Annotated in this window: 17 protein-coding genes; 5 read left to right on the top strand and 12 right to left on the bottom strand. The window is 68.5% G+C overall.

Annotated features, from left to right (window positions below):
• The first annotated feature begins 7 nt into the window (after nt 1-7).
• The 4 genes from QF206_RS01325 to QF206_RS01310 all read left to right on the top strand — a co-directional run bounded on the left by QF206_RS01325 (nt 8) and on the right by QF206_RS01310 (nt 4,770).
• On the top strand, nt 8-1,342 hold the full coding sequence (locus QF206_RS01325; protein ID WP_281487398.1) for an O-antigen ligase family protein: 1,335 nt from the start codon (nt 8-10) through the stop codon (nt 1,340-1,342).
• 373 nt (nt 1,343-1,715) lie between these two features.
• Nucleotides 1,716-2,810 carry a right-handed parallel beta-helix repeat-containing protein gene (locus QF206_RS01320; protein ID WP_281487397.1) on the top strand — a complete coding sequence of 365 codons (1,095 nt, stop codon included), beginning with the start codon at nt 1,716-1,718 and terminating at the stop codon, nt 2,808-2,810.
• 104 nt (nt 2,811-2,914) lie between these two features.
• On the top strand, nt 2,915-3,832 hold the full coding sequence (locus QF206_RS01315) for a glycosyltransferase family 2 protein (protein WP_281487396.1): 918 nt from the start codon (nt 2,915-2,917) through the stop codon (nt 3,830-3,832).
• On the top strand, nt 3,829-4,770 hold the full coding sequence (locus QF206_RS01310; protein WP_281487395.1) for a glycosyltransferase: 942 nt from the start codon (nt 3,829-3,831) through the stop codon (nt 4,768-4,770). The genes QF206_RS01315 and QF206_RS01310 overlap by 4 nt, the downstream gene beginning before the upstream one ends.
• A gap of 21 nt (nt 4,771-4,791) precedes the next feature.
• Here QF206_RS01310 and asnB read toward each other — a convergent pair whose 3' ends face one another.
• Nucleotides 4,792-6,654 (bottom strand): asparagine synthase (glutamine-hydrolyzing), encoded by a 1,863-nt coding sequence (asnB, locus tag QF206_RS01305; RefSeq protein WP_281487394.1) that lies wholly within the window; start codon nt 6,652-6,654, stop codon nt 4,792-4,794.
• 121 nt (nt 6,655-6,775) lie between these two features.
• Here asnB and QF206_RS01300 point away from each other — a divergent pair, with 121 nt between their 5' ends.
• Complete coding sequence (locus QF206_RS01300; RefSeq protein WP_281487393.1) at nt 6,776-8,191, top strand: glycosyltransferase family 4 protein; 1,416 nt, start codon at nt 6,776-6,778, stop codon at nt 8,189-8,191.
• Between the two features lie 124 nt (nt 8,192-8,315).
• Here QF206_RS01300 and QF206_RS01295 read toward each other — a convergent pair whose 3' ends face one another.
• The 11 genes from QF206_RS01295 to QF206_RS01245 form a co-directional block, all read right to left on the bottom strand.
• Nucleotides 8,316-9,878: an HNH endonuclease signature motif containing protein gene (locus QF206_RS01295; RefSeq protein ID WP_281487392.1), complete on the bottom strand. Its 1,563-nt coding sequence runs from the start codon at nt 9,876-9,878 to the stop codon at nt 8,316-8,318.
• Nucleotides 9,879-10,023: 145 nt separating this feature from the next.
• Nucleotides 10,024-10,329: a hypothetical protein gene (locus QF206_RS01290; protein ID WP_281487391.1), complete on the bottom strand. Its 306-nt coding sequence runs from the start codon at nt 10,327-10,329 to the stop codon at nt 10,024-10,026.
• Nucleotides 10,330-10,480: 151 nt separating this feature from the next.
• Nucleotides 10,481-11,614: a DegT/DnrJ/EryC1/StrS family aminotransferase gene (locus QF206_RS01285; protein ID WP_281487390.1), complete on the bottom strand. Its 1,134-nt coding sequence runs from the start codon at nt 11,612-11,614 to the stop codon at nt 10,481-10,483.
• On the bottom strand, nt 11,611-12,807 hold the full coding sequence (locus QF206_RS01280) for a rhamnosyltransferase WsaF family glycosyltransferase (RefSeq protein ID WP_281487389.1): 1,197 nt from the start codon (nt 12,805-12,807) through the stop codon (nt 11,611-11,613). Before QF206_RS01280 ends, QF206_RS01285 begins: the two co-directional genes overlap by 4 nt.
• Complete coding sequence (locus QF206_RS01275; RefSeq protein ID WP_281487388.1) at nt 12,804-14,258, bottom strand: lipopolysaccharide biosynthesis protein; 1,455 nt, start codon at nt 14,256-14,258, stop codon at nt 12,804-12,806. The genes QF206_RS01280 and QF206_RS01275 overlap by 4 nt, the downstream gene beginning before the upstream one ends.
• Nucleotides 14,255-15,337, bottom strand: coding sequence for a glycosyltransferase family 2 protein (locus QF206_RS01270; RefSeq protein ID WP_281487387.1), 1,083 nt, complete (start codon nt 15,335-15,337; stop codon nt 14,255-14,257). Before QF206_RS01270 ends, QF206_RS01275 begins: the two co-directional genes overlap by 4 nt.
• A gap of 61 nt (nt 15,338-15,398) precedes the next feature.
• Nucleotides 15,399-16,049: a NeuD/PglB/VioB family sugar acetyltransferase gene (locus QF206_RS01265; RefSeq protein ID WP_281487386.1), complete on the bottom strand. Its 651-nt coding sequence runs from the start codon at nt 16,047-16,049 to the stop codon at nt 15,399-15,401.
• Entirely contained in the window at nt 16,042-17,193 is a 1,152-nt protein-coding gene (locus QF206_RS01260; RefSeq protein ID WP_281487385.1) for a DegT/DnrJ/EryC1/StrS family aminotransferase, read from the bottom strand. The genes QF206_RS01265 and QF206_RS01260 overlap by 8 nt, the downstream gene beginning before the upstream one ends.
• The gene (locus tag QF206_RS01255) at nt 17,193-18,185 is read right to left on the bottom strand and encodes an NAD-dependent epimerase/dehydratase family protein (protein ID WP_281487384.1); all 993 of its coding nucleotides are present in this window, start codon (nt 18,183-18,185) and stop codon (nt 17,193-17,195) included. Before QF206_RS01255 ends, QF206_RS01260 begins: the two co-directional genes overlap by 1 nt.
• Nucleotides 18,182-19,264: a Gfo/Idh/MocA family protein gene (locus QF206_RS01250; protein WP_281487383.1), complete on the bottom strand. Its 1,083-nt coding sequence runs from the start codon at nt 19,262-19,264 to the stop codon at nt 18,182-18,184. The genes QF206_RS01255 and QF206_RS01250 overlap by 4 nt, the downstream gene beginning before the upstream one ends.
• Nucleotides 19,265-19,315: 51 nt before the next feature.
• The gene (locus QF206_RS01245; protein WP_281487382.1) at nt 19,316-24,976 is read right to left on the bottom strand and encodes a DUF4082 domain-containing protein; all 5,661 of its coding nucleotides are present in this window, start codon (nt 24,974-24,976) and stop codon (nt 19,316-19,318) included.
• Nucleotides 24,977-25,241 lie beyond the last annotated feature (265 nt).

Here is a 25,241-nt window from a genome sequence, read left to right as displayed (position 1 = left end):
CCGACGGATGCTGGGCGCCGATCGTCGACTCACGAGCGCCGGCGCCTCAGTAGCGCGCCCAGCACGACCCGCGCGCCCGGCACGCCCTGACGGTGTAACGATCCTCACGATCTTCATGCTGCTGCTCCTGGCCATCCCGTCGGGGCGCACCATTCCGTCGCTCGGCTCGGCCGGTTCGGTCGCGCTGCTCTGGGGGCTCGCGGCAGGAGTCTGGTGGTGCTGGCACCAATTGCAGCGACGGAACGTCTCCACGCCTGCCCCTCAACCCGCACGGACGCTGGCGCTGCTCTTCGCCGCGGCCGTGCTCGTCAGCTACATCGCCGCCATGCTGCGTGCGCTTCCCCCCGAGGAGGCCAATCCTGCCGACACGGGGCTCATTCGCGCTGCGGCCCTCGTCGGCATCCTGCTCGTCGCAGCCGACGGCCCGCCGGATATGCCACGCCTGGAGGTACTGCTGCGCCGGATGGCTGTCTTCGGCGCGCTGTATGCGCTGCTCGGGCTGGTTCAGTTCGCCTCCGGCCACGCCCTCGTCGACCAGCTCCCCATTCCCGGGCTCTCGTCATTGGAGGGATACGAGAGCATCGAGACTCGCGGAGGGGTGACTCGTCCGATGTCGACAGCGACGCATCCACTCGAGTACTCGCTCGTCTTGGCCGCCATCCTGCCGATCGCGCTCGCGTTCGCAGTGCACGACTCGGATCGAGGAGTGCTGCGCCGGTGGACTCCACCCCTGCTCATCGGGCTGGCGATGGCCCTGTCGAGCTCGCGCTCCGCCTACGTGGGTCTCGCGGTGGGGATGCTGGTGCTGTTTCCGACGATCGGTCGTCGCGGGAGGCTCACGCTGCTCGCAGGGGGCGTCCTGCTCTTGGGCGCGGCGTATGTCGTGGCGCCCACCGCGCTCACCAATGTGCGGTACCTCTTCGCGGCAGTGAGCGATGACACCAGCGCGGCATCGCGCACCGACAGCTATTCGATGGCGGCCGAGGTCGTGTCGCAGAGCCCGGTCGTCGGCCGCGGATTCGGCACGTTCCTTCCGCAATATCGGATCCTCGACAACCAGTACCTGCTGTTGCTGATCGAGATCGGCATCCTCGGCACTGTGCTCTTGCTCGCGGTCGCGCTCGCCTCCATGACGAGCGCCCTGCGCGGTCGATCGCTGGTCTCTCGGCCGTTGGAACGCGCGCTAGGAGGAGCGCTGGCAGCATCCGTCGCCGCCGCCACGGTCATGCTCGGCCTGTTCGACGCGCTGTCGTTCCCGCAGGCGGCCGGCATATTCTTCCTCGCGCTGGGGTTGTGCTCTTCATATTGGCGATTGGCGAATCGAGCAGACACGTTTTCCTGAGCCGTTTGCGCCAGCCGGGCCGGCGTCGCAAATAGCTCAAGTCGCCCGTGTTCATGCGGATCGGCGCGTCGCCGGCACTTCCTGACATGTGATCGTTACGGTCCTGTTACACACAAGGCCTGAGAGATCGGTGATCATATGCCGATTTGCGCAATCAGTCCCCGTGGCTATAGTGATCCGGTCCTAGCGGGGGCGGGACACCCAATAGTGGGTTGTAGACGAGCGAGCAAGGGGCGGTTGCTCGCAATTCGATAACAGTTACGGAACCATGCGCGAATTTTTGAGATTTCTCCGCCCGCTCGGCCGGCACCGCGATGGGAGGCGACGCTCGCTGCGTCGATCCCTTGCAGTCTGGGGCAGCGCGTTCGCCATCGTGAGCGCGAGCCTGACCGCGTGGGGCGTCACCTCGGCCGGTTCGACCGAGGCTTCCGCCGCGAAGCCGACGACGAGCAAGAGCGAGACCAGCAAGGACTGGAAGAACGACAAGACCAAGAACGACAAGTGGGGCAAGGGCAAGCCGTCGACCGGCACTCCCTCGACCGACTCGGGCACGACTGAGCCCGACTCGACCACCGACGTGAACGACTCCGGCTCGACCGAGACCGATTCCGTCGTCGCGACCGAGCCGACCCCGGCTCCCGCACCGGCACCTGAGCCGGCCCCTGCGCCTGCTCCAGCCCCGGCTCCGACCGGCGGCGTGCCGAGCGCTTCGACCACCGGCGTTCCTGCCGGCACCACCCTCTCCGCAATGAGCGGGCTCACCATCACCACCCCCGGCACCGTGCTCGACGCGCGCCACATCAAGGGCAACGTGACGATCGCCGCCGACAACGTGACGATCAAGAACTCGCTCATCGAGGGCCTCGTGAACATCCGCCCGCCGTACAAGGGCCTGCTGCTGCAGCGCGTCGAGATCGCCGGTCCCGGCACCTCGGCCGCCGCCTACGAGAACGCCGTCGGCTACTCCAACTTCACCTGCGACGGCTGCAACGTCCACGGCTGGGGCAAGGGCTTCATGATGGACAACAACGTGACCGTCAAGAACTCCTGGGTGCACGACCTCGTCGTCTCGGGTGACCCGGCCGGCAGCGGCAGCCACAACGAGACCATCCTGAGCCTCGGCGGCAGCAACTTCACCATCGTGAACAACCGCCTCGACTCGGGCCGCGCGGGCAACTTCTCGGCCTCGATCGCCCTCTACAACCAGTGGGGCCCGATCAAGGACACGCTCGTGCAGGGCAACCTGATGAACGGCGGCGGATACTGCCTCTACGCCGGCTACGACGTCGCCGGCAAGAACCACCCGTCGAACCTGCGCATCGTGGACAACACCTTCGGCACGTCGGTGAGCCCCAAGTGCGGTTCGTACGGCCCCGCCGTCGCGTTCTACTCGGGCAACGGCAACGTGTGGTCGGGCAACGCCATGCAGGGCGGCGCCGCAGTCGCAGCCCCCAAGGGCGGAATGTGATCCACCAAGGCGGTCTCTGACCGACCTTCCGCGCACTGCAGCGCGCTCCCTATACTGACCGGTGACGGCACCCCTCGTGTCGTCACCGGTCGGGAGGGGCGCCGATGATCGATTGCTCGATCATCGTGGTGAGCTACCGAAGCGCCGACGATCTCGCGGCACTGATCGATTCAGTGCCGGAGGCCGTCGGCGCTTTGTCGTGGGAGCTGATCGTCGTCGACAACGTTCCCGACGGCGACAGCAGCCTGGATGAGATCGTCCTGGGGCGCTCGGCCGTGCAACTCGTGCGGGCGGGAGCGAACCTGGGCTACTCCGGCGGCATCAACCGCGGGCTGGCGGCTGCGACAGCAAGCCGATACACCGTCATCCTCAATCCCGATCTCACGCTTGAGCCTGGCTCCATCGAGCGACTGGCGAGGGCATGCGAGGTCGACGGCGTGGCTGCGAGCGTTCCGCTCATCCTCGATGATCACGGTGTCCCCCAGCCTTCACTGCGCCGAGAGCCCAGCCTGCTGGGGTCGCTTGGCGAGGCGCTGTTCGGCGACCACTGGTCGCAGCGTCCGGCCGCGCTCACCGAGATGGTGCGCGATGCACGCGCCTATCAACAGGCGCGCGACATCGAGTGGGCCACGGGTGCTGCACTGATGATGCGCGCCGACGTTGCCGAGCGCGTCGGCGACTGGGATGCCGACCGCTTCTTCCTCTACTCAGAAGAGACCGACTACTGCCGCCGTATCCGCGCGACCGAGGGCACGGTGCGCTTCGAGCCGAGCGCGGTGGTGCGGCACCGGGGATCGGGTTCGGGCAGCTCGCCCCAGCTCGACGCCCTTCGAGAAGTGAACCGCCTCCGATACTTCGCCAAGTGGCACGACGACAGCGCCGGTCGGCTGAGCACCGCGCTCTTCGCTGGTGTGCTGTTGCTGCACCATGCTCTGCGGGCTCACCGGCCCGACTCGCGCGCGGCGTTGCTCGCGCTGGTCTCCCGGTCGCACCGAGCTGCGCTGCCAGGCGGCAGGCGATGACCGAGTCGGCTCGGCCGCTCGGCTCGGTGATCATCGCGGCTCACAATGAGGCCGCGGTCATCGGGCGCACCCTCACCGCGCTGGAGCCTGCCGTCAGCGACGGATCGATCACCGTGATCGTGGTGCCGAACGGATGCCGCGACGACACCGCATCCATCGCTCGTTCGTTCCCCGGTGTCGTCGTCTCGGAGCTCGAGCAGGCGTCGAAGGCAGCGGCGCTCCGCGCGGGCGATGCCCTCGCGGCATCCGGCCCGCGCATCTATCTGGACGCCGATGTGGTGCTCACCGCGCGAGCCGCGCGAGACGTGCTTCGCACGCTGGCTTCAGGTGCCATCGCGGGTCGGCCGCCGCACCGCTTCGACTCGTCGCACGCGACGTTCATCGTGCGGCGATGGTATGCCGTTCGCGAGCGCCTGCCATCGATCTCGCACGCGCTCTGGGGTGCCGGCTGCTACGCGCTGTCGGTCGAAGGCCGCGACCGCTTCGACGAGTTCCCCGACGTCCTCTCCGACGACCTCTTCATCGACGATCTGTTCACACGCGACGAGATCACGATCGTGCCGACCGACCCGGTTGTCGTTCGCGCGCCTGGCCGCGCTGCCGACCTCGTGCGCATACTGCGGCGCAGCTACCGCAGTCAGCACGAAGTGATGGAGGGCACCGGTCGTTCTGCTGCGGCGGCTGACGGAGTGGGTGGGCGCGTCTCGGCCGGCCAACGCGGGCAGTTGCACGATCTCGCGCAGTTGCTCAGGCGCGAGCCATGGCGCGTTGCGGATGCCGGCGTCTATGTCGCGGTCGTGCTGTACTCGCGGGTGCGGGCCCGGCTGTCGACTCCCACCGTGCACTGGGAGCGCGACGAGAGCTCACGCGCAATGACGGAGCGGCGGCGCGGCGTGAGCCGGCGCCGCGCCACGTCTCGGGGCGGCTCCGCCGGCTGAGCTGATTGGGGCCGTGGCCTCTCACGCGCCGGCCGCGACCGGCACCGGGCTGCGGAAGAACGCCTCGTGCCACACCTCGAGCGACATCAGCGTGAAAATGCGGGCCTCCTCGTTGAATCGTCCGCTCTCGTGCCGCTCCAGCAGCCGAACGACCGCTTGCCGGTTCAGCGTCTGGGCCACGAACGAGCCGGTGCCCGTGAGCCGGTCCCACATCGAGTCACGCAGACCGCTGCGGAACCAGGCGTCGAGCGGCACGCGGAAGCCGACCTTCCGCCGGTCGACGATCTCGCTCGGGAGCGACCGCCGGGCGACCTCCTTGAGCACCCATTTCGTCGTGCCGTCGTGCAGCTTGACGCGCGATGGCAGCCGGAACGCGAGTTCCACGAGCCGGTGGTCGAGCAGCGGGGGCCTGAGTTCGAGCGACGCTGCCATCGACATGCGGTCGCCTCGCTCGAGGAGATTGTCGGGCAGCCAGGCGACCAAGTCGTGCAGCAGCATCTCGCGCACCGGATCCCGACCGGTCGCCGCGGGCCAGTCCAGCGTGCGCGACGGGATGCCGGCAAGCAGCTCAGCCCGCTCTCGCGTCGTGAACGGCGCGAACCAGGCGCGGTACTGCTGGTGGCGTTCCCGCTCGCCGAGCACGCGCAGCGCGATGCGGGGTCTCGACCACTGCTGCGGCATCCGTCGCTCCGCCACGTCGGATACAGCGGCACGCAACCCCGCCGGAAGCAGCGACAGCCTGCTCATCCACGCTGCTGCACGGTACTTGGGATAGCCCGCGAACAGCTCATCGCCGCCTTCGCCCGACAGCACGACGCTGACCTTCTGCCGGGCGGCCTGCGCCAGCCGGTACACGGCGATGTCTGCCGGTTCCGACATCGGTGCGTCGCGGTGCCAGGTGAGCAGCGGCCAGAGGCGTTCGAAGTCTGCCGCGTCGACGGGGACCTCGTGGTGCTCGGAGCCCACGTGCTCGCTGACGAGCCGCGCCCACTTCAGTTCGTCGTGCCTGGGATCGCCGAAGCCGGCCGCGAAGGTGTGCAATGGCTGGCCCGGGCGCAAGGCGGCGGCCTTCGCCACGATCAGGCTCGAGTCGATGCCACCGCTCAGGTAGGCGCCCACCGGCACATCGGCCACCAGCGCGGCGCGCACGGCCTCGGTGACGGCCTCGTCGACGGCATCCACCGCGCCATGGTCGCTCCAGACGCCGGCGCCGTCGGCCTGCGGGGGTTGCCAGTAGCGGATGACTCGCATCGTGCCATCGGCGTCGATCTCGGCCCTGTGTGCGGCCGGGAGTTTCGACACGCCCTCGAAGAGCGTGTGCGGTGCCGGCACTGAGCGGCCCGCGAGGTAGGCGTCGAGGCTGCGCAGGTCCACTCCTGGCGCCTTCGGTAAAGCGGGCAGCAAGGCTTTCACCTCTGAACCGAAGACGAGGGCGTCTGAGGTGTGCGAGAAGTAGAGCGGAAGCACGCCGAGGCGGTCGCGTACGAGGTGCAGTCGCCCGGATTGCAGGTCGGCGAGTGCCAGCGCGAATTGGCCGACGAGCCGGTCGATGAAGCGGATGCCGTGGATCGCCACTCCCGCGAGGATCGTTTCGGTGTCGCCCTCTGTCGTGAACGGGTAATCGAGCATTCGCCGGAGCTCGCGGTAGTTGAAGATCTCGCCGTTGAACGCGATCACCCAGCGGCCGTCGGCGCTGCGCATCGGCTGGTGCGATCCGGCGAGGTCGATGATCGACAGCCGGGTGTGCGCGAAGCCGATGCCGTCGGACTGCCACTGGTCGCTGTCGTCGGGACCTCGGTGCTTGAGAGCGGACCCCATGGCGAGGAGGGTGTCGGGTGAGACCGACTCCCCTGTGAACCGACGGATGCCCGCGATCCCGCACATGTGCGCAGCCTATCCCCGCCCTGGTCAGCAGCGACAGGGCCCGGTAACGTAACGCTCAACCGAACGGCGCGACCCGAATGCGCCGAGCGGCAACCCGAATCGCGCCAACGGAGGTGCGGCTATGGCTGCTCATCGTGTGCTCATCATCGTGCAGAACCTTCCGGTGCCCCTTGACCGGCGTGTCTGGCTGGAGTGCCAGGCGCTCACCGCGCAGGGGTATCAGGTCTCGGTGATCTGCCCGAAGGGGCCCGGTGATCCGCCCTACCAACTGCTCGACGGCGTGGCGATCTACAAGTATCGACCGGCGCCGCAGGCACGGGGAGTCGCGGGCTTCGCGCTCGAGTTCGCCTGGTCGTGGTTGCTCACCGCGCTGCTCTCGCTGCGGGTGTGGCGGCAGCGCGGCTTCGACGTGATCCAGGCGTGCAATCCGCCCGACACGTATTGGCTGCTCGCGCGATTGTGGCGCGTGCGGGGTGTGAAGTTCGTCTTCGACCAGCACGACCTCAACCCCGAGCTCTTCGTCTCGCGCTTCGGCCCGCCTCGCTCGTTCGCGCAGCGATTGCAGTTCCGCGCGCTGCTGTGGCTGGAGCGACAGACGTACCGCGCGGCGGACCGCGTCATCTCGACGAACGGCTCGTACAAGGCGATCGCGGAGCGACGCGGAAAGCGAGACCCGAAGCACGTCACGGTCGTGCGCAGCGGACCCGATACGACGGTGATGCGCCCGGTGTACCCCGACCCTTCGGTGCGAGGTGACGCTGAGGCACTGCTCACCTATCTCGGCATCATGGGCCCGCAGGACGGCGTCGACAATGTGCTCAAGGTGATGGACGAACTCGTGCACCGCCGCGGGCGCAAGGGTGTGCACGCCGTGCTCATGGGCTTCGGCGACTGCCTCGAAGAGCTCAAGCAGCAGTGCACCCGACTCGGGCTCGACGGGCATGTGCGCTTCACCGGACGGGTCGGTCCTGACCGCATCGCGCAGGTGCTGAGTTCGGCCGACATCGGGCTGGGGCCCGACGAGAAGACTCCGCTCAACGACATCTCGACGATGAACAAGACCATGGAGTACATGGCGTATGCCCTGCCCTCGGTGTCGTTCGATCTCGTCGAGACGCGGGTGTCGGCCGGGGATGCCGGTGTGCTCGTGCGGCCCGGCGATCTGAGCGCCTTCGCCGACGCCATCGAGCGGTTGCTCGATGACCCTGCGGAACGGGTCAGGCTGGGGCTGGCGGCCCGCGAACGCGTTGTGGCGGAGCTGGACTGGCAGCCACAGGCACGAGCGTACGTCGGTGTCTTCGACGAGTTGCTCGGACGTGTGCCTGACACGGATCGCCTCTCCCGTTGGCCCTACGCAGCGAAGCCAGTCGCCACCTCTCCTGCCCTCGACGCGCCGGTTCCGGTCGACCTCGACGACGAGGTGGAGTTCGCACGGTTCATCGCGGAGCGCCGGCCATCCACTGCGCGTGACACGACGCGTGACACGGCGCGTGACACGGCGCGTGAGATGGCTCGTGAACTGGTCGTCGAAGACTAGGGCGGCTCCTCAATCCCAGCGGAGCACTTCTCCGGTCTGAGCAACCAGAGGGATCGCCTCTCACACTGAGAGGCCTGGGAATACGGGTCATCAGTCGTGTTCGCAAGGGCGCGCTCGTCTCCTCTCATGTTCGCATTGCGATGCGGATGCGGGATTTGGTGCTGGGTCGCCAGGTGCCGGTCGGGTCGAGCCATGGCGGGGGTTTCACCCATGGGGTGCCGTGGCGCATGCTGATCTGCCAGCCGCTGGTGTCGATGGTGCGGTGGTGGAAGTAGCAAAGGCTCACCCCGTTCTCCACACTGGTCGGCCCGCCGTGGCTGGCGGGCGTGACGTGGTGGAGCTCGCACCACGCAGCGGTGATGCTGCAGCCGGGGATCACACACCCGCCGTCTCGGAGAGTGATCGCCCTTCGTTGCTGCGGGGTGAACACGCGTTGCGGGGTGCTGAGGGACACGATCCCGCCGTGCGCGTTCACGATCGCCTGTTGGATGCCGCCGTTGCAGGCGTAGGCGCGGGCCTTGACCATGCTCACCGGCTCGCTGACGCCATCAACCATCGCCGCCCCGCTGCCCCGGTCGAGGTCGCGGTGCTGGACGGCGACGATCACCGTCGGCGGTGCCCCACCGATGGTCGGCGCGTCGGCGGCGCGGGCGGCGGTATCGAGAATGCTGGCCAGCACATCATGCCGGCGCTGATCGAAGGACCGCGGATCCGGCTTCACGAGATCGTTCGGGCCACCGTAGACCGGGGTGCCACCAAGATCGGACGCGACCGTCACCCCCGCTGTGGCGTGCACAACGGCCTGGGCATCCAGACCTGCAGGTCTTGCGACTGGGCTTGGCACTGACTGGTCTTCGGACGCTTCGAACGCGACTTGGCGTCGCGGTGACAGGTGCGCATCCAACTGGCGTTGCAGGGACGCGGCGACCTCGGGCATCAGCATCCCGGTGATCGGGATCAACCCGCCTCTGGCCCGACCCAGCCGCAAGAACCGGCGCGCCATCGCCTGCTCATCCGAGATGAGCGCACCGTCGGGGTCGATCGCGGCCCGCCACACCTGCGCCTGCACCCGCACCTCATCGGCATGGAACTCGCCCGCCGAGCCGGTGACCGCCGCCTCCGCCGCGACGAAGTCAACCTCGAGCACACTGCCCGCGGGCACTAGGTCACGATCCTCCACCGGTGTCACACGATCCAGCAACGGCCCGAACGTGGTCACGATCGCCGTCGCCGCATCAACACCGATCCGACCCTCCCGCAGCGCCGCCCCGACGGTCGGAAACGCCGGCGGCACCGTCTCGCCGGTGAGCGTCGTCTCTGGCGCGAGCCGCTCCCCCAGCCGCAGGCGGCGCTGCGCGGTCACCGCGCTGACGCCGGTGACGCGCTGCACCAACTCGACCGCGGTGCGACAACCGTGACGCCTCGCCATCGACTCCCCGCCAAGGCTCGTGCGAGAGCGTCGACCAATCTCACCAGCGACCGAGACCCGAAGCGAGTCAAGAAGCCGGCCGGCCCGCTCCGCGATGTCGAGCAGCTCGATCAGCCCAGCGTCATCCGCGCTCTCGATCCGAGCGTGCTGCGCCTCAACGAACGCCACCAACCCCGCAGGCAGCAGCGCAGCCTGGACCGCGCCTGCCGCAGCGGCGGCGCCAGAAGCCGCGTCGCCCTCGCCCCATCGGTGAACCATGCCCCGATGCTGTCACCAGCCACCGACATTCAAGATCCACGAAAAACCCAGATCAGCGGCCGCTTTCCTGTGGAGAAATCAGACCCTGTGGAGGAGACGGTGCGTGCGGGCAACATAAGAAGGCGTGAGACAACGTCCCCAAGAGTCAGTGCTGCAACGGCGACCAGTCGCGAGGTCCCGGACCATTCCTCAGCGGCACCACTGGCTGCTGCGGAGGTTGGTCGGGCTTCGTCCTGTGGACGAGCCCCGGAGCGTTCCCGGGCGGCCTGCGCCGCTGATACTCGGCGCGCTGTCGAGCGACTCGACGGTTCGCCGCCTGGTACTCCAGCCGGATCAGCCAGCGAAGCGACGTCACCGCGCCGATGCAGGCGAAGAGCCCGAGCACGCCGAGCAGAACGAACGGCGTCCAGTCCGTGACGTACCCGAGAGCTTCATTGATCTCCCCCAGCATGAGCGTCACCCTAGGGCAACCGCGGCCATTTGAGCTAGGTTCACGATTGGAACTGAGTTGCCGTCATCCCACGCGGAAGCGCGACAGTCTCGTTGGCGCGGGGCAAGTATCCGCGTCGAAGGGCCTTGCTGAAGCCCTCAATCGACCTTGCTCACCCCACCGCCCCGAGCAGCACCTCCGCCACGCGCTCCTGCTGCGCCGCGGTGAGATGCGGGAACATCGGCAGAGAGAGGATCTCTTCCGCGGCGCGCTCCGCGACTGGAAACGCTCCGCGTTCATGCCCCAGGGAGCGGTACGCCTCGGTGAGGTGCACCGGCGTCGGATAGTGGATGCCGGTTCCAATGCCGGCGCCCGCGAGCGCCTCGATGGCCTTCGCGCGGTTCTGCACGCGCACGACGTACAGGTGCCACACGTCGACATTGCCGGGCATCGACTCGGGAACTCCCACCGCGGTGCCCGCCAGTAACTCGCCATACCTCACCGCCGCCGCGCGCCGAGCCTCGTTCCATCCGGAGAGTCGCTCGAGCTTCGCCTTCAGCACGACCGCCTGCAGAGCATCGAGCCGCGAGTTGGTGCCAACCGTCTCATGCTCGTACTTCGCGCGCGACCCGTGCCCGCCGATCAGCCGCACCCGATCGGCGAGTTCCTCATCGTCGGTGGTCACCGCTCCCGCGTCGCCCGCCGCACCGAGGTTCTTCCCCGGGTAGAAGCTCGTTCCCGCGATCGCCCCCAGCGATCCGGCGCCACGCCCGTGCCTGGTGGCCCCCTGTGCCTGCGCCGCGTCCTCGATGATCAGCGCGCCCGCGCACTCCGCGATCGGCTCCAGCGCTTCGACCGCGGCGACCTGGCCGTAGAGGTGCACGGGAATGATCGCTCGGGTTCGCGCGGTCACGGCGGCGGCGACGGCATCCGGATCGATGAGCAGATGCACCGGGTCGACATCCACCAGCACCGGCATCGCGCCGGTGAGACTCACGGCCTCTGCGGTGGCGATGAACGTGTTGGCCGGCACGATCACCTCGTCGCCGGGGCCGATCCCAGACGCTCGAAGTGCCAGTTGCAGCGCATCGGTTCCGTTCGCGACGCCCACGCAATGCTTCACCCCCACGGATGCCGCATACGCACGCTCGAACTCCATGACCGCCGCGCCGCCGATGAACGCCCCGGAACGCAGCAGTTCGAGCACGAGCGGCTCGATCTCGGGCATGATCTCGGCCTGCTGGGCAGTGAGATCAACGAATGGGATGTCGGCGGCGACGGCCGCGCGCTCACTCACAAGGCTCATGCGAAGATGCTCCGTTCGATGAATTCGGTCACGGCTCGGGACGGATCGCGCCAGGTCTGCTCGGCGACCGATTCGGAAAGCGATTGCGGCGTGGTCGGGGCCCGCCACGAACGCCAGGCGCTGTCGAGCGCTCGCGCTAGCGCGCCGGGTGTCGGCTGCGCCCAGGCGACGTGCTCGTTCCGCAGCACGATCCGGTTGTGATCCGCGTCGTTGACCACTGGCCTCACGCCGCTGGCAAGCAGTTCCCAGGGGATCAGCGACACGTTGGAGAACGACAGGCTGAGCCCCACACGGCAGCGGTTGTACAGCTCGTCGAGCTCGCGCGGAGTGATGCGCCCATGATCGACTGCGTCGAAGGGAAGGTCGCCGGGCGAGTCGCCGAAGAAGTGGATGCGCGCTTCAGGGTGCATGCTGGCGAACCGCTGCAGAGCGAGCACGCCGAGCTCGTGGCCGCGCCTCGCGACACCCGGCTTGCTGTAGAAGACCACCCCGTCGCGATCATCGAGGTTGCGCACGCTGTACACATCGGTGTCGGCGCCGAACTCGAAGTGGGAGCAATGCATGCCGAACCGATCACTGAGCAGCCCTGCGAGCCACGCTCCGGCCGTGATGCCGGTGAACCCGAACCGATACGTCTCCTCTGCGAGCGCATACAGCGCGCCGTGCGGATAGAACCAGGGCTCATAGTCCTGCACGAAATACATGCGGTGACCGGTCAGGTGCGGCCGGCTGGCGAGCACATGCGCTGTCTGCCACGACGTCGCGATCCAGACATCCGCGACACCGAATCCCTCGGCCGCGTCTCGCACCTCGGCGCGCACGCGCGGCCAGTGCTGCCGGATCACCGCTTCGTGCGCCACCCGGTCACCGCGGAACACGTCGTACAGCACCAGCGCCGTCGAGTGCCCGGCCTGCTCGAGCCCCTCGACCATGCGCAGCATGGTGGTGTGCCCGCCCGACCCTGCCCCGGGCGGCGTGGTGATCCAAGCGATGCGCAGGGGCCGACCGGTCACGACAGGGGGCGCTGCGGGCACCAATTGCGCCGCGTCGGCGACATCGTCGGGATGCAGCGGAAACGGCTCCCCCGCTTCGCCCAGCATCCGATGCGCGACCCGCACCAGTCTTCGGCGCACGCCGGCCACACCATCAGCCTGCAGCACGCGACGCAACTGCCTGAAGCGCGACCGGATCACCGGGCCTCCTTGATCGAGCGGACCACCGATCTGCCGACTTGCGCGGTGAGCAGCAGATACACCGCGAGCCCTGAGCAGCCCGCGACGATGAGGGCTGCCCAGGGCGAGTCGATCAACGAGCCGGCCCACGCCGCCACTGCGCCCGCCGCGAGCGCCGCGAGCAGCAGCGGCGAGAACGCCCGCAGTTGAGCACTCACCGGCACATCGGCGATGCGAGAGAGCAGCCATAGGTATGCGGGCACGACGACGAACCAGCAGACCGCCGCGTGCGCGTAGCCGGCTCCGGCGATGCCCCAGCCGGCGACGCCGGCGATCATCGCGGGCACCAGCGCGATGATCCACAGCACTTGCACCCAGAGGAGTCCGCGCGTCTGGCCTGCGCCGACGGCGAGGTCGGCGAACAGCTCGGAGAGGATGCGGGATGCCGCGAACACGCCGAGCCCCAGCAGCGCCACCGCTCCGGGCAGCCACCGCTCGCCGTAGAGAGCGTGCATGAGCGGGGCGCCCAGCGCCGCCACCAGTGCGCAGATCGGGAAGGTGATCCACGCGACGCCTCGGATGAACTGGGGTACGAGCTCGCCGAGCGTTCCCGCAGCGTGCAACCGGCCGAACGCGGGAACGGCGACGGTTCGGATCAGGGTCGTGATGACGGTGCTGGGGAGGGCTGCGAGGTTGAACGCGAGGAGATAGAGGCCCAACTGCTCGGGGCCCAGCATCCGGCCGACCACGATGTAGTCGACGTTGAGCATGACGAACGCGACGAGGTTCGAGAGCGCGAGCGGCATCCCGAGCCGCATGAGGAACGACAGCTCGGCACGGTTCCAGCCCGGCAGGTAGCGGCGCGGCGTGACGATCCAGTAGCCGATGGTCGAGACGAGCTGCCCCGCCACACGCGACCAGGCAAGCGCCATGGCGCCCCAGCCCGCGAGTGCGAGCGGGACGACGAGCGCGAGGGTCACGAGGATCGCCGTCAGATCGACGATGACGCGCTGGCGCTGCAGGAAGTCGCGCCACACGAGCGCGGTCGGCACTGAGGCGAAGCTCGCGAGCATCACGCTGATCGCCATGACCTGAACCACCGGCGTCGCAGATGGATCGCCGAGGGCGGCCGAGAGCCAGGGGGCGACGAGCACCATGGCGGTCGTCAGCACCGCACCGGTGACCAGCGAGATCGTGAACACCGTGGGCGCGATGCGGTCGGGGTCTCGATCGCCGCGCGCGATCGCAGCCGTCGTGCCGAGCTCGGTGATGTTCAATGCGATCGTCTGAGCGACGAGGGCGACCGCGAGTGCGCCGAACTCGTCGGGCGCGATGATGCGCGCGACGATGAGGGTGGTGACGAACTGCAACGTGCGCGAGAGCGCGATGTTGACCCCGCCCCAGAACGAGCCACGGCGGATGCGGGCGGCCAGCGTCGCCTGATCACCACGCCCGTCACGTACGCCCGTCACGAGATGCCTGCCGTCTCCCAGATGCGCCAGCGCACGCGATCGAGCTGACGGCGCCCGTGCTCGAGGGCGCGCTGAGCGGTGGCAGGCGGCATCCCGCGCGATTGCCGGGCGATGCGCCGGCCGAGCAGTCGGGCACGCCGAGATTGTGCCGACGCAGCGGAGATCTCAGCAGCGACCTGCCGGAGCGGCGCCACCGCCTCAGCCGGATCCCCGGCGTCGAGACTGCGGGCCGCGATCAGCAGCGCCTCGCGTGCGAGCGCCCGCCTGGCCCGCTCCAGCAGCTCGTCGGCGTCTTCGAGGTCGAGGTCCGGGTCGGTCAACGCGTTGAACGCGGCCAGCCTGTGCCGCAGATCGACCGCCATGGTGGCGAACGTGGTGAGGTGCATATTGCCGCCGTGCACCCGGTACCAGGCCTGGGGGCTCCCGTTGACCCTGCCGACATCCCAGTGCGCCGCCACCCTGAGCCAGTAGTGCAGATCGCCGGAATGAGGCAGAGCCGGGTCGTATCCCCCGGCGTGGTGCATCGCGTCGGTGCGCAGCACAGCCTCGGGCGAGAGGATGAAGTTGCGTCCCCGACGCACCGACCACTCGATCCACTCGTGGCCGTGCCAGATCGACCAGGTCTCGGGGAGCGGCCGGTGCGGCGGGGAGAACTCGTCGGCGTGGCTTCGGTCGCCGTCATCTTCGAAGGAAGCCGCGTGGCCGTAGACCAACCCCACTTGTGGGTGGGCCTGCATCAGCCTCGTCGCACGCCCGAGCGCCCCGTCGGCGATCACGTCATCGGCCGAGACCAGGGTCACGAACTCGGTGTCGACCAGTGCGAGGCCATCGTTGTAGGTGGCGATGTGTCCGAGGTTCCGCGTGTGCAGCAGCGCGCGCACTCGCTCCGGATACCGATCGGCGAGCGCCTGCGCGACGGTCGCCGAACCATCCGGTGAGGCGTCGTCGACGATGATGACTCGGGCGTCGACGTCGTGCTGCGAGAGCACGCTCTCGACCGCGTGGGGCAGGTAGTGGCCGTAGTTGTAGCAGGGGATCACGACCGTGATCTCCCCGGGCGCGGCAGCGGGCCGCGGCATCCGAATCCTCATCGTGTCCCCCGACTCATGACGCTGTCGCTCGCCACCCGGCCCCGGTCAGTCACGGTGTGACCGCCACGGGCACCTCGAGTGGCCGCGCCGGCACTCCGGCCCAGATCTCCCCCGGCGGCAGGTCGCGGGTGAGCACCGCGCCCATGCCGAGCACCGAGTGCTTGCCGACCCGCACGTTCTCGCGAACCCCGCAGTTCATCCCGAGGTACGCGCCCTCGCCGATCCACACGTTGCCGCCGAGCACCACGCCCGCGCAGAGCGTCGCGTACGACTCGATGAGCACGTCATGCGTCAGCACGGCGTTCGGCATGGCGACGACATGCCTGCCGACTGAGACATTGGTGGTCAGCACCACACCGGCGAGCAGAATGCTGCCCGGGCGGATGTCGCATCCGGCCGCGACGGAGGCGCCCCGGTCGATCACGGTCACGTAGTCGTCCTCGGTGCGGCCCTGCGCGATCAGCCGATCATCGAGGGAACTGCGCGCCCTGCCCTTGCCGGCGCACAGCAGCAGACGCGCATCCGGATACTCCCGGGCCACCTCGAGCGGACCGAGCACCGGCAGGCCGTCGAGCTTCAGCCCGGCTTTCGCCGGGTCGTCGTCGAGGTAGCCGATCACGTCGTGCTCCCCCGTTCTGCGGATCGACGCGAGAGCCTCTCGCGCGAGACCGCTCGCCGCGACCAGCAGCAGCTCAGCCATGCGCGAGCGCTCCTACCGGTGCGAGGATCGCCTCGATCACGGTCGCCAGCTCGGCTTCGGTCATCTGGTGATACACGGGCAGGATGACGGTGCGGTCGGTCAGGCGCTCGGTGACGGGCAACGGCGCCCGCTGCGACGCTCCTCCCGCATACGCCGGCTGCCGGTGCGCCGCCATGATCCCGCGACGCGCAGACACTCCGGCAGCCGCGAGGTGCTCGAGCAGCCCCTCGCGGTCGAGCGGGTAGTCGTCGCCGATCTCTGCCCAGAGCGACTGGAAGTTGCTCGTCCCGAAGATCGGATCGGTAACCAGACGGATGCCGGGGACGCCCGTAAGCCGCTCGGCGTACTGCGCCGCCAGCTCTCGCCGACGGGCCACGATCGCGGGCAGCTTCTGCAGCTGCACGAGCCCAAGCGCCGCCTGCAGGTCGGTCATGCGGAAGTTGAACCCGATCTCGTCGTACTGCTCGGCGGGCGGCAGCACTGATGCGTGGCGCTCTGCGGCCGAGACGCTCATGGCGTGCTCGCGCAACCGTCGGGCCCGCTCCGCCCAGTCGGCGCGAGAGGTCGTGAGCATGCCGCCCTCCCCCGTGGTGAGCAGCTTGCGCGGGTGGAACGACCATGCCGCCAGCTCTGCACCGGCACCGACCGGGCGGCCCAGGTACTGAGATCCGGCACCGCATGCGGCATCCTCGATCACCACGATGCCCCGCCGGTCGCAGAGCGACCGGATCGACTCCAGATCGGCGGGCACCCCGCCCTGATCCGCAACGATCACCGCGCGCGTTCTGTCGGTGAGCCGGGGTTCGATCGTCGCTGCCGTGAGGTTTCCCGTGAGCGCGTCGACGTCAGCGAACACCGGCTGTGCGCCCACATAGGTGGGGGCGTTCGTCGTCGCGATGAACGAGAACGACGGCACCACGACCTCGTCGCCCGGCTCGACGCCGGCGACGATGAGCGCCAGGTGCAGCGCTGTCGTGCAGTTCGAGGTGGCCACGGCGTGCTCAGCCTGCATCGCGGCCGCGAACTCCTGCTCGAATTCGGCGACGCGCGGGCCCTGCGCGACCCAGCCGCTCTCGATCACCTCCGTGACCGCAGCCACCTCCTCGGGCCCCATCCACGGCTTCATCACGTTGATGCGCGACATCACGCACTCACCTTCCGGCCCGCAGCGATCTCATCTCGCAGCGGAGCCCACCACTCGACGAGCTCACGGAGGCCCTGCTCCAGACCCACCTGCGCCTCGAAGCCGAGGTCGCGTCGTGCGGCGGAAGTATCGGCGAGCCTTCGCACGACGCCGTTCACCGCCCGCTCGGGCCCGTGCTCGACGTCGAGATCGGAGCCCATCACCCGCAGCAGCGCCTGCGCGAGCTCGAGCAGGCTCGTCTCGGTGCCGCTCGCGATGTTGTAGACGCCGTCGGTCACAGCGCTGGTGGCGGCCATCAGATTCGCCCGGGCGATATCGCGTGTGAAGACGAAGTCCATCGTCTGTCGACCGTCGCCGAAGATGAGCGGCGGCTCCCCATCTGCGATGCGTTCCATCCAGCGCACCAGCACCTCGGTGTACGCGCCGTGCACGTCCATGCGAGGGCCGTAGACGTTGAAATAGCGGAGCACGACGGCATCCAGCCCGGTCATCGCACGGAACGAGCGGATCATGCCCTCGTTGAACGACTTCGCCGCGCCGTAGAAGGTGTCGTTGGCGTTGTGATGGTGACTCTCGGGGGTGGGGAACTGCTCTGCCATTCCGTAGACCGAGGCGCTCGAAGCGGCGATGAGCTTGCCGACCCGGTGCCGGGCCGCTGATTCGATGACGTTGAACGTGCCGTCGACGAGCACCTCGAGAGCGAGCCGCGGGTCTTCGGCGCACTGGGTGATGCGAATGGCGGCCTGGTGGAACACGAGATCCTTGCCTCGCACCAGTTCGTCGACGAGTTCGCGATCTCGCAGGTCGCCCTCGATGAGCCGCACCCGGCCGCTCTCGAACGCCGGCTCGAGGTTCGCGAGACGGCCGCGAACGAGGTTGTCGAGCACGTCGATGTGCTCAGCACCGGCGTCGACGAGCTGGTCGACGAGCGTCGAGCCGACCGTGCCGGCACCCCCGGTGACGAGCACTCTGGCTCCGCGGATCTCGGTCATGCGACAACCTCCAGGGGTGAGCGATTCGATGGTGAGGCATGACCGGCGTCGACCGGCACTGCGGCGCCGGCGGCACGGAGACTGATGGCTGCGGCATCCAGCACGCTGAGCACTCGCATTCCCGCGTGCCCATCGGTTCGCGCTGGACGCCCTTCGGAGATCGCGGCGGCGAACTCGGATGCCATCGCGGCGAGCGCCTCGTGCTCGGGCAGCGCGGGCGACCAGGTGTCGCCGAGCCGGTACGACACGGTGGCCGCACGCCGCTCGGCGGTGGCGGCCGATTGGCGATCGATGTCGACCCCACGGTCGTAGATGCTCAGGCGCTGTTGCGGGTTGAGGTCATCCCAGACCAGCGTGCGCTTGGTGCCGCCGATGACCATCTGCCGAATCTTTGTCGGGCTCAGCCAGTTGACGTGAACATGCGCGATCGATCCGTTACCGAAGGGAAGCGACAGGTATCCGATGCACGCTTTGCCGGCACCCAGCGGGTCGGCGCCCTGAGCGGAAACCGATTTCGGTCGAAGCCCTCCGGGCAGGATGAAATCGAGCACCGAGAGGTCGTGCGGCGCGAGGTCCCAGAACACGTCGACGTCGGGTTGGATGAGTCCGAGATTGATGCGAACGGAGTCGACGAACAGGATGTCGCCGAGTTCGCCCTCCTCGATGAGTTGGCGTATGCGCATCACCGCCGGCGTGTAGCAGTAGGTGTGGTCGGTCATCAGCACCAGGCCGCGCTCGGCCGCCGCGCGCACCATGCGCTCGCCGAGTTCGCGCGAGTCGGCGAGCGGCTTCTCGACCACCACGTGCTTGCCTGCGGCGAGCGCGGCGCACACGACGTCGTGATGGGTGCGCGCGGGAGTGGCGATCGCGACGGCGTCGATCGCGGCATCCGCCAGTACCTCGTCGAGGCTGGTGACGACTGCCGCTCCCCCGACCGCGTCGGCGACGCGCTGCGCGCGTTCACGGTCGAGATCGCAGATGGCGGCCAGTTCCCAATCGGGGTTCGCCTTGAAGTTGCGGGCGAGGTTCGGGCCCCAGTAGCCGGCGCCGATCACGGCGATGGTTCTTCTGTCGGGCATGTCTTCCTGCTCCAGAATTCGGGTGTTCGTGGACGAGGAGCGCCAACGCAATCAGCCGGATGGATCGAACAGCACGTCGACCCAGAAGTTGTGGGGCGTGGGCGCGCCCGGGTAATCGGTGCCATACACGTACGCGCCGCCCATGGCAGGACTCGAGAGCGGACCGTTCACCACGGGGTCCTTGAGTCCGTTCAGGGTGACCGCGTAGCGGCCGGTGGAACTGTGCAGGCCGATCCGGTACTCCGTTCCGGCCTGCAACATCACTGGGGAGCTGAACATGGCGGTCTGCCAGCCCTCGGCGGTCTCATCGACGAACTGCACCTCGGCCAGTCGGCCGCCATTGGTGTTCCAGAGGTAACCGGTGTGGGTACCAGTGTTCGCGGCTCCCTTGTAGAAGCGCACGCCGGTCACCGCTCCGGGCGCCTGTGCCACGAATCTCAGGGCGACTTGCACCGATGCAGTGTCGTCCCATGCCGGGTGCTGAGGCACGCTGTCGGCCGGGAACAGTGAAACGACATCGACGGTCGGCGGCGGATCGGCGGTGGTGAACGACCAGGAGGCTCCGCTCAGCGCTGCGCCGTCGATCGACACTGTCGCCCGGTAGACCGTGCGCCACTCGAGCGGGTTCGTCGGGGTGAACGAGAGCGTCGACTTCGCCGAGTCCCACGCGCTCTCTCCCGCGACGGCCCCTGCCGGTCCGGTCAGCGCGAGTGACGGCGCGCGGGTTCCGACTCCGCTCAGGGTCGCGGTGATGACGTCGGTCGGCGCAACGCCGGTCGCGTTCGAGGTCGGGCTCGTCGCCGTCATCGTCACCGGTGTCGGCTCAGGCGTCGGTTCAGGGGTGGGCGTCGGCTCGGGCGTCGGTGTGGGTTCGGGGGTCGGCGTCGGCTCCGGGGTCGGTTCGGGTGCCGGCGTCTGCCCGCCGGTCACGAACACCACGTCGACGAAGTACGCCGAGGCGTTCCAGCTTCCCGTCGGGAAGCCGCTCGAACTGCCGTAGCGGAACCGGCCGTTCTGCGAGGTCTCGGCGGTGATCGGGCCGCTCGTGCGCTGGGTGCTGAAGTACCCGGTCGTGTACGAGTAGCCGCCGTTGGGGGCGAAGTACGAGACGACGTACCGCTCACCCGGTGTCAGCGCCACCGGCGTTGCGAGATTCGCGGTCTGCCAGCCCGTCGCTGTCTCGTTCGTGAAGGTCACTCGAGCGAGCGCGGTGCCGGCGGAGTTCCACAGCGTTCCAGTGTGCGTTCCGGTGTTCAGCGACCCCTTGTAGAACCGGATGCCGGTGACAGAGCCCGGCTGCGACACCGAGAACACCATGCCGAGTTCGACCGACGCGGGCTCGTTGACGCTGAGGGTCTGCGGCGTCGTGTTGCCGTGCAGCGTGAACGTGCCGCTCGGCTGCGGCGCTGTCGCGGTGGTGAACGACCAGTTGCCACCACTCACTTCGGCGCCGGCGATCGCCACCCTCGCCGTGTAGCGGGTCGCCCAGGCGAGCGGTGCCGCCGGAGTGAAGCTGACGGTACGGGTCGTGGCGTTCCAGGTCGACGTGCCGGCGACGGCGCTTCCGTTGGGGTCGGTCACCGCGAGCGTGGGGGTTCCCGATGCACTGACGGCGCTGAGCGTGGCGGAGACAGACGCCGACGGTGACACTCCGGTCGCGTCCCGAGCGGGGGTGGTGCTCGAGACCGAGATCGGTGTCTCTGGCGGCGGTGCCGTCGTGCCGGTCGCGAAGACGATGTCGACGAAGTAGTTCGACGCCTTCCACACGTTCTCGGGGAACCCGCCGCCAGCGCCGTAGCGGAATCGTCCGTTCACGACAGTGTCGGCGATGATCGGCCCATTCGACCGCTGCGTAGAGAAGTAGTCGGACGTCACGGCATAGCGGCCCTGCGGGGCGTAGTACGACACGACGTACCGCTGACCGGGCGAGAGCGTGACGGGCTGCGAGAGCATGGCGGTCTGCCAGCCGCTCGCCGTCTCGTTCGCGAAGGTGACCTGCGCAAGACGCGTACCGTCCGCCGCCCACAGCGACCCGACGTGCGTGCCGCCGTTGCCACTGCCCTTGTAGAAGCGGATGCCGGTCACCATGCCGGCCTGCGTCACCGAGAAGGCCATGCCGAGCTCTACCGCTGCCGTGTCATCGGTCACTGCCGATGTCACCGGCGTCGCGTCGCCGAGCAGGCTGAACTGTCCGTTCCAGGCGGGCGGAGCAGCCGTCGTGAACGACCACGTGCCGCCGGTCGGCGTCGAGCCGCCGATGGAGACGGTCGCCTGGTAGCGCGTCGACCACTCGAGCGCCGCCGTCGGGGTGAAGCCGATCGTGCGGTTCGCGGCATCCCACCTGGTGGTTCCGGCCACCGGGCCGGCGGGGCCGGTCAACGTGATGGTCGGCGTGCTGGCCGGGTCTGCCGAGAGCCGCGCTGACACCGCCGTCGAGGGCGCCACATCGGTCTGTCCGGCTGCGGGGGTGCTGCTCGTGACCGACACGGGGAGCGGGCTCGTGGTGTTGTTCACGTACACGACGTCGACGAAGTAGTTCGTGGTGGAGCTCGACGATGGGAAGCCCGAACTGTAGGTGAACGCACCCGCCGAGGCGCCCACGCGCAGGGGTCCGCGAGTGAAGCCGCCGTCGGCGAACGCACCGAGCGTGGCCGAGTACGCACCGACCGTGGTGCGATATGCGGCGATGTACTCGGTTCCGGCCTGCACAGTGATCGGCGTGCCGAAGTAGACGGTCTGCCAGCCCGAGGCCGACTCGTTCACGAAGGTGGCCGAGCCCAGCTCACGGCCGTCGCTGCTCCACAGCGAGCCGACGTGGGTGCCGGTGTTGCCTGCGCCCTTGTAGAAGCGGATGCCGGCGATCGCGCCGTCGGTGAGCGGGGTGAACTTCACCCCGAGGGTGACCGGGCCGTTGTCAGCGACCTCGAGGATCGCGGGGGTTGCTGTCGGCGGGAACAGTGTGCACGGGCACGCGGCCTCGCCTCCATCGGTCACCGTCGTGAACGACCAGGAGGCGCCCGTCGCCAAGGCGCTGCCGTTCGTGCCGGTTGCGCGGAGCACGACGGTATAGGTGGTGCCGGCCTTCAGCGCGGCGCTCGGTGTGAAGCGCACGGTGCGAGTGGCGGCGTCGTAGGTGACAGCGCCCTGCACTGCGGCTCCCAACTGGTCGGTCACCGTTGCGCCGACGGAAGAGGCGACGACATCCGCGGAGAAGCGCGCGGTGATTGGCGTTGAGACGGGCACATCCGTCGCGCCTGGAGTCGGCCACTGACCGACCGCGGCAAGCGGCACGTTCGCCGCGGTGTCGAAGATCGCGTCGACGAAGTAGTTGCCCAAGCGGTAGCTCAGGTTCGGGAAGGTCCCCGCATTGCCGTAGACACCGGCGGGCTGCGCACCGTAGCCCGAGGCGATCGTGAAGGGCGGCGCGGCCTTCGCGGAGTACGGCCAGTAGTAGGTCTCGATCGAGTAGCGACCCCGCGGTGCCGTGTACGACACCACGTAGGTGGTGTCCTTGGCGACGGCGACCGGGGTCGAGAAGAAGGCGCTCTGCCAGCCGGCGGCGGTCTCATTCGAGAAGGTGACCGTCGCGAGGCGGTTGCCTGCGGCATCCCAGAGCGATCCAACATGGGTGCCGAGGTTGGCGGCCGATTTGTGGAACCGAACTCCCGAGATGAACCCGTCGACCTGGGTGGTGAAGCGCAGCCCGAGCTCGACTGCGGAGGTGTCGCCGGAGTCGACGGTGGCGGGCTGGGTGGCGCCGAAGACGCTGTACGGCCCCGTCACCTGCAGCGGCACCGTCGCGGGCGTGGACGCGTAGTTGGCGCTGTCGTCGATCGCTCGCACCCGGATGCTCTGGGCGCCCATGCCGCTCTGCACGTAGCTATAGCTCCACTGGGTGGTGCCTATCGCCGCCCGCCACGTGGTGCCGCCATCGGTCGAGACTTCGACGCCGGCGACGATTCCGCCCGAGTCGGCTGCGGTTCCGGTGACGGTGACGAGCGTTCCGTTCGCGACGGTCGCTCCGCTGACGGGAGAGCTCACCGTCACGGTGGGCGGCGTGCGGTCGGTCGTCTGCTGGGCTTGCGTGAGGCCGCTCATCAGGGTCGCCGGCTGAGCGCCCATATCGGCCAGCAGGTTCACCTGCGCCTGCTGCATCCGCGGGTCGGCCGGAGCGCCCTCGCCGTCGTGCGTCTGATCGAGCCCCCACGCCCATTGCACGCTGCCGGCGGAGAACACCAGTGCTCCGCTCGAGGCTCGGTAGAGCGTCGTGTGGTGCTTCGTCGTGCCAGGAGTGACAGTGTTGCCGAAGTCGCGCAGCACCTCGGGCACCGCGCCGGTCGTGGTCGACATGCGGATGAGCCCGGGCGGGCTGTAGCCGTTCTCGACCACCTCGTTCGACTCGTATCCGACCGTGTGCGCGGCGAGCGTCGCTGTCTGCGTGCCGCTCATCGACGCGAGCGGCGTGTGCCGCCACATGCGGTACTTGCCTTCGGCGGCTGAGACGGTCAGCGCGAGATCGCTGTGGTTGATCAGGTACATGGTGCCGGTGAGGGCGTTCTCGGGCAGACCACCGCCGTTCGCCTGCGACGCGAACCTCGGGTCGCGCCACGTTCCCGTCCACTCCGCACTCGGGTCGATCTTGGCGTCGTTCCAGGTCTCCTTGTACGACACGAGTGTGCGGTACTGCGTGCGGTCAGCGGATGCCGCCGGCTCCCACCGCACGCGCCAGTACATCTCGTTGCCCGTGAGGAACTGCATGTTGACCCCGGCGGCGCGAGCAGCCTCGACGTTCGCTCGCTGCCGGCCCGACCAGTACTCGTCGTGGCCGACCGAGAGGAAGACCTTGTGATTGCGAAGGTTGGCGCCGAAGCGGTCGGAGTCGATGCCGCTCGCGTAGCTGACGTCGTATCCGTTGCGCTCGAGGAAGCGCACCTGCGCGTACTCGCTCGAAAAGTAGAAGTCGCGCTTGGTGACGCCCTCACGGGTGTTGAAGGGCCGGTTGTAGCTCAGCTTGTACGCGCGCCCATTGGCGCCGCCCTTGTAGAAGCTCGAGCCGCCATAGCTGTTGTACGCCTGCCAGGTGGTGTCAGAGGTCTGGAACAGGATGTCGGATGATCGCGCATCGTTGCGCACGACGAAGATGATGTGGCTGTCGCCGCCGGTGTCCGCTCGCTTGAGACGGGCGACGTAGACGCCCGAGACCGCAGTGGAGGGCACTTGCCAGGATGCCGAGACGGCCCAGTTGCCGCAGTCGTAGAGCTCGGTCGCGACATCCCTGATGCACTGCGGCTGGCTTTGCGGCAGTCGCGCGGAAGGCTGGATGGTCGTGATGAGTCGGGCGCCGTTGCCCTGGTACCAGCCCGTGCGATAGATCTCGAGCGAGTAAGCGCTCGCGTTGGTGTCGACCTTGAAATCGATGCGCTGTCCCGCGTTGACGCTGATGTCGGTGGCGAACCCTTGGATGCTCGGGTCGCCCGCCCCGTCGATGTCCCACACGCTCGCCGGCGTGCCAGGCTTCGTGTTCTCGCAGGCGACGGGGTTCCCGCCTGTGCCGCACGGGTCCACCGCGGCGCTCGATGGGGAGCTCGTCTGAAACAGCATGGTGGTCACCATGGCGATTCCAAGGAGCAGCGCGAGGATGGTGCGACCCGCATGCTGCGTTCTGGACGCAGTCGGATCGTTCGGCACGGTCGGGAACGAAGCTTCGCGCACGGAGTACCTGCGATTCGGGTTGGCAGGCGGGCAGACTGCTGTCTGCGAAGGGCTGCCGTCGTGCAGGCAGCGGGCAGTGCTACGGCGACGCGTCGACCTCGAGTGGTCTACGACCTCGGGTGGCTGCAGACCTCGGGTGGTCTTGCGCCGTCGTCGTGTTCGGGCAAACGGGGTGGGTGGCCCCGGATGCGTGCCACCCTCCCACGACGAGCACCGCCCGGTCTACCCCCCGAATGGGGGGGTGCTGTGCATCTTCGGTCAGGCG

Source organism: Ruicaihuangia caeni (assembly GCF_029952955.1).
GTDB classification, from domain to species: Bacteria; Actinomycetota; Actinomycetes; order Actinomycetales; family Microbacteriaceae; genus Ruicaihuangia; species Ruicaihuangia caeni.
The sequence above is the reverse complement of the archived record's forward strand: the minus strand, read 5'-3'. Positions and strand labels throughout refer to the sequence as shown.

What these genes read in the sequence shown, in the direction of transcription:
- QF206_RS01325 (WP_281487398.1), top strand. Translation starts at nt 8, where the DNA reads ATGCTGGGCGCCGATCGTCGACTCACGAGCGCCGGCGCCTCAGTAGCG.
- QF206_RS01315 (WP_281487396.1), top strand. Translation starts at nt 2,915, where the DNA reads ATGATCGATTGCTCGATCATCGTGGTGAGCTACCGAAGCGCCGACGAT.
- QF206_RS01310 (WP_281487395.1), top strand. Translation starts at nt 3,829, where the DNA reads ATGACCGAGTCGGCTCGGCCGCTCGGCTCGGTGATCATCGCGGCTCAC.
- asnB (WP_281487394.1), bottom strand. Translation starts at nt 6,654, where the DNA reads ATGTGCGGGATCGCGGGCATCCGTCGGTTCACAGGGGAGTCGGTCTCA.
- QF206_RS01300 (WP_281487393.1), top strand. Translation starts at nt 6,776, where the DNA reads ATGGCTGCTCATCGTGTGCTCATCATCGTGCAGAACCTTCCGGTGCCC.
- QF206_RS01295 (WP_281487392.1), bottom strand. Translation starts at nt 9,878, where the DNA reads ATGGTTCACCGATGGGGCGAGGGCGACGCGGCTTCTGGCGCCGCCGCT.
- QF206_RS01290 (WP_281487391.1), bottom strand. Translation starts at nt 10,329, where the DNA reads ATGCTGGGGGAGATCAATGAAGCTCTCGGGTACGTCACGGACTGGACG.
- QF206_RS01285 (WP_281487390.1), bottom strand. Translation starts at nt 11,614, where the DNA reads ATGAGCCTTGTGAGTGAGCGCGCGGCCGTCGCCGCCGACATCCCATTC.
- QF206_RS01270 (WP_281487387.1), bottom strand. Translation starts at nt 15,337, where the DNA reads ATGCCGCGGCCCGCTGCCGCGCCCGGGGAGATCACGGTCGTGATCCCC.
- QF206_RS01265 (WP_281487386.1), bottom strand. Translation starts at nt 16,049, where the DNA reads ATGGCTGAGCTGCTGCTGGTCGCGGCGAGCGGTCTCGCGCGAGAGGCT.
- QF206_RS01260 (WP_281487385.1), bottom strand. Translation starts at nt 17,193, where the DNA reads ATGTCGCGCATCAACGTGATGAAGCCGTGGATGGGGCCCGAGGAGGTG.
- QF206_RS01255 (WP_281487384.1), bottom strand. Translation starts at nt 18,185, where the DNA reads ATGACCGAGATCCGCGGAGCCAGAGTGCTCGTCACCGGGGGTGCCGGC.
- QF206_RS01250 (WP_281487383.1), bottom strand. Translation starts at nt 19,264, where the DNA reads ATGCCCGACAGAAGAACCATCGCCGTGATCGGCGCCGGCTACTGGGGC.